Source organism: Nitriliruptor sp. (assembly GCF_040882075.1).
Lineage (GTDB): Bacteria > Actinomycetota > Nitriliruptoria > Nitriliruptorales > Nitriliruptoraceae > Nitriliruptor.
The window spans coordinates 1-4,032 of the sequence record NZ_JBBEBZ010000095.1; the positions used below are offsets into that span (position 1 = coordinate 1).

A 4,032-nucleotide genomic window follows, 5' to 3' on the forward strand; every position below is an offset into this window, starting at 1 on the left:
CAGTCCCAGTGTGGCTGTTCGAGCTCTCACTCCAGCTACGCGTCGTCGCCTTGGTAGGCCGTTACCCCACCAACTAGCTGATACGCCGCGAGACCGTCCTCTGCCGCCGGAGCTTTCCCACGCTGATCATGCGATCTGCGCGGAGCATCCGGTATTAGCCACGGTTTCCCGTGGTTATCCCGGAGCAGAGGGTAGGTTCCTCACGTGTTACTCACCCGTTCGCCGGTTTCAGCCTCCCGAAGGAGGTTTCGACCCTCGACTTGCATGTGTTAAACCCGCCGCCAGCGTTCGTCCTGAGCCAGGATCAAACTCTCCGTTGAGAGATCGTTGCTACAAGAGCGTCGATCAATGGACGGAGAGGACGCCGGTCGCGAACGACCAGCTGATCCCTCTTCATCTTAAGGGTACTACTTTTTACTCGACGATCTTTCGGCGCTCTCGCGAGCGCGTCCCGATCGACGGGGATGCACCGATTCGCATCGGTGCGTCACTGGCTTTTGGCACCCTGTGCAGTTCTCAAGGAGCGGGGTCGCGGACCTTCGGGTTCCGCCCACGGTGAAATGGGCCGGCTTCCGAAGGAGACTCCGCCTGCTACGTCGCTCATGCGATGCGCGGCTCGGTGAGCCTAGCGCGTCGTAGTGGAGCGACCAACTCGGCGGACTTCGCGGCCTGCCGAGCGGAGCGGGTAACGTACCCGCTGCTTCTCGATGCTGTCAACTCGGACTCGGTGGTCCTGGCTGGGCTCCGGGCGCCTCGCCGATCGCTCGGCGGTGAGCTTCGAAGCTGGTCCAGCTGGTGGGCCGGCCGGGTTCCGAGTTGAAGGAGCGTGCCCCCGAGGGGGCGCGTGCGGGGCGTTCCGGCGAACCGGCGTCCCGCGTGAGAGGCAAGCTACCCCCACCGGTCGTGGATGCGCAAACCGCGGACCTCTCCGCGCTCAGCGCGCACGCTGGTGCCGCTGGTGGCGGTGTGAGCCTCGCGTCAGGCGGTCGCCTGGCTCGCGTCGCAGATGCGGCAGGGCGCCAGTCCTCGCTCGCCAGCCTCCTGCGGGCTCATGGTCTGCAGGTCGTCGCGTTCGACCACCAGGCGGCACGTGGGCAGGTGGTAGGTCGTGCGTCCTGCCACGACGTGCGGTCCCGATCCGGGGACCACCGACGGCCCGGCGGCCTCGAGGGTGCGGTCGGCGAGCTGCTCGAGCTTGGCGAGCACGGCGGTCGTGGAACGCCGCATCTCGTTGACCAGCGCCATGGTCAACCCGACGAGCACGAGCGCGAGCCCGGCCACGCCCCCGGAGATCAGGAACGGGAGCTGGCCCTGGGTGAAATCGACGCTCGCCGCACCGTTCCAACCGAGCGTGATCAGCACGAAGCCGGCGACGGCCAGACCGACCGCCGCTTGAACCGGCAGCTTGCTCGGGTCGAAGAGGTTCTTCACGGTCGAACTCCCATCCTCCACCGCCCGGTCGGCGGCAGCTGTACCTGCAACAACGCGTCAGGTGGCGCAGCGTGACGGTCCGTCACCCCATGAGGAGCTTGGACACCACGCTGCGGTCCGTCAGCTCGGCTCCGGACAAGGTCTTGACGATCCGGCCCTGCGACATGACCACCCCGAGGTCGGCGACATCGAGGGCGCCCACGTTCTGCTCGATCAGGAGCACCGTCACGCCGTCGGCGTTGATGGCGCGCACGATCTCGAAGACGTCCTTGACGATGACTGGCGCCAGGCCCATCGATGCCTCGTCGACGATCAGCAGCTTGGGCTTGGCCATGAGCCCGCGAGCGATGGCCAGCATCTGCTGCTCGCCGCCGGAGAGGGTCCCCGCCAGCTGTACGAGGCGTTCCCGTAGCCGGGGGAAGTAGTCGAGGACCTGTTCGCGCTGGGATGCGACCCAGTCCCCGTCCTTGCGTTGGCTCCAGGAGCCGACCTGCAGGTTGCGCTCGACCGAGAGCTCCGGGAAGACCCGCCGGCCCTCGGGGACCATCACGATGCCGGCGTCGACACACCGCTTGGTGTTCCACTTGGTGACGTCCTGGCCGTCGAACTCGATCGAGCCCTCCCAGGTCGGTAGGGCGCCGCAGACGTTCATGGCGGTGGTGGTCTTGCCCGCACCGTTCAGTCCGAAGAGCACGGCGGTCTTGCCCTCGTGGACGTCGAGGTCGACGCCGTGGAGGACCGGCAGCGGGCCGTACCCGGACCGCACGCCGGACAGGCGCAGCAGCGGGCTGCTCCCGTCGTCCGGTGCCGGCGCGGTGGCCGGAGCGGGTTCACGGATCTCGGCGCTCGCCGGGCGGCGGACGGGGGGGATCGCGGTCGTCGCGTCGAGGACCTGCACGCTGCCCTCCCCCGCCGACGCGTCATCTCCGTCCGTCGCGCTGGGCGGCGACGCCTCGTCCGTCTCGCTCACCTCGGAGACCGCGTAGGCGTACCCGTCGTCGTCGAGCTCGTAGCGCCAGCCCTCGTGGACGAACCACTCGGTCCCGTCGTCGTCCTGCTGCCACTCGACGTGGTCGAGCTCGAGGGCCTCGCCCTCGTCGTGGGTGTCGTCGGTCACGGTGACCACCTCGCCGCTCCTCACGCCAGGCTGACCGCGCCGGCACCGAGGTAGGCCTCGGCTACGGCACGGTTCCCGCGGATGTCGTCGGGCAGACCTTCGGCGAGGAGCTTGCCGAAGTTCAGCACGTACACGTAGTCGCACACGCGGAGCATGAACGGCACGTGGTGTTCGATGATGACGATCGTCAGCCCGAGATCGCGCCGCAGGCCGAGCAGGCGGTCCCCGAAGGTCTCGGCCTCCTCCGGACCGAGCCCTGCCAGCGGTTCGTCGAGCAGGAGGACCTCGGGGTCGGTGGCCAGCACGGCGGCGGCCTCGACCTGCTTGAGCATGCCGTAGGACAGACCGCTGAGCGGCTCGTCCGCGAGGTGCGCCAGACCCAGCTGGTCGAGCACGATGTGGGCGCGCTCACGCAGCTCACGTTCCTCGATGCGGCTCGAGGGGGTACCGAGCAACCCGGCGGCGATCCCGTACCCGACGCCGCGGTGCTGGGCCACGAGCAGGTTCTCCAGCACCGTGAAGGAGCGCACGAGGCCGACCTGCTGGAAGGTCCGGCCGATGCCGAGGGCCGTCCGCTGGTCCGGTCGCAGGCCGGTGACGTCCTCGCCGCGGATCCGGACGGTCCCGGTGTTGGGCGAGTAGAAGCCCGTCAGACAGTTGAAGAAGGTCGTCTTCCCGGCACCGTTCGGCCCGATGAGCCCGACGATCTCGCCGTCGTTGACCGCGACCGAGACGTCCTCGAGCGCCTGGAGACCGCCGAAGCGGATCCCGACGCCCTCGGCGGACAGGATCGGTACGGGCGCGTCGGGCGGCCCGTCCGGACGGGGGCGGGTCACCTCGTCGGGCGGGATCACGGTCGCGGCGATCGCATCACGGGCGGCCACGGTCACCTCCGGTGGGGGTCGGAGCGGCGGCACGGTTGGTGGCCTTCCAGGGGCGGAAGCTGCACCAGCGGACGACACCACCGAGGAGCTGGGCGATGCCGCCCGGGAACCGGACGAGGACGAGCAACAGCAGCAGCGCGGTCACGACCGTGGCGGCCGAACCGTCGACCGGGAAGCCGGGGTTGTTCTCCGACACGCGGTCGAGGACGAACGGCATCGACCCGATCAGTGCCGCACCGATGACCACGCCGATGCGTGACCCGACGCCGCCGATGACGGCCATGAACAGGAAGGTCAGCGACAGCGTGAAGCTGAAGGTCAGGTTGGAGACGATCTGCTCGATGGAGGCGAACAGGGCGCCTGCGAGACCAGCGACCGCACCGGAGATGACGAACGCCAGCAGCTTGTAGCCGGTGACGTTGATGCCCCAGGAGGCCGCCACACGCTCGGAGTCCCGGAGGGCACGGATGGCTCGACCCGCCTTGGAGGCGGTGACCCGGCGGTCGATGACCCACACCAGCGCGAGGGCCGCGAGGCAGAGGTAGGCGTAGGGGACATCGTCGAGCGCGAAGGCCGGACGGGGTGCCGGCATGCCGGCAC

At 68.9% G+C, this 4,032-nt stretch carries 4 protein-coding genes and 1 rRNA gene; all 5 read right to left on the bottom strand.

All coding sequences use genetic code 11. The features are described from left to right. Positions 1-320 (bottom strand): 16S ribosomal RNA (locus WEB03_RS05600); the annotation flags it as partial. Between the two features lie 658 nt (positions 321-978). Continuing rightward, positions 979-1,431: a hypothetical protein gene (locus tag WEB03_RS05605; RefSeq protein WP_368069969.1), complete on the bottom strand. Its 453-nt coding sequence runs from the start codon at positions 1,429-1,431 to the stop codon at positions 979-981. A gap of 82 nt (positions 1,432-1,513) precedes the next feature. Further along, positions 1,514-2,548, bottom strand: a complete 1,035-nt coding sequence (locus WEB03_RS05610; protein ID WP_368069970.1) for an ABC transporter ATP-binding protein — start codon at positions 2,546-2,548, stop codon at positions 1,514-1,516. A 20-nt stretch (positions 2,549-2,568) separates the two neighbouring features. Next, entirely contained in the window at positions 2,569-3,432 is an 864-nt protein-coding gene (locus WEB03_RS05615) for an ABC transporter ATP-binding protein (RefSeq protein ID WP_368069971.1), read from the bottom strand. After that, on the bottom strand, positions 3,419-4,032 hold a 614-nt coding region (locus WEB03_RS05620; protein ID WP_368069972.1), incomplete at its 5' end, for a branched-chain amino acid ABC transporter permease. The genes WEB03_RS05615 and WEB03_RS05620, both read right to left, overlap by 14 nt.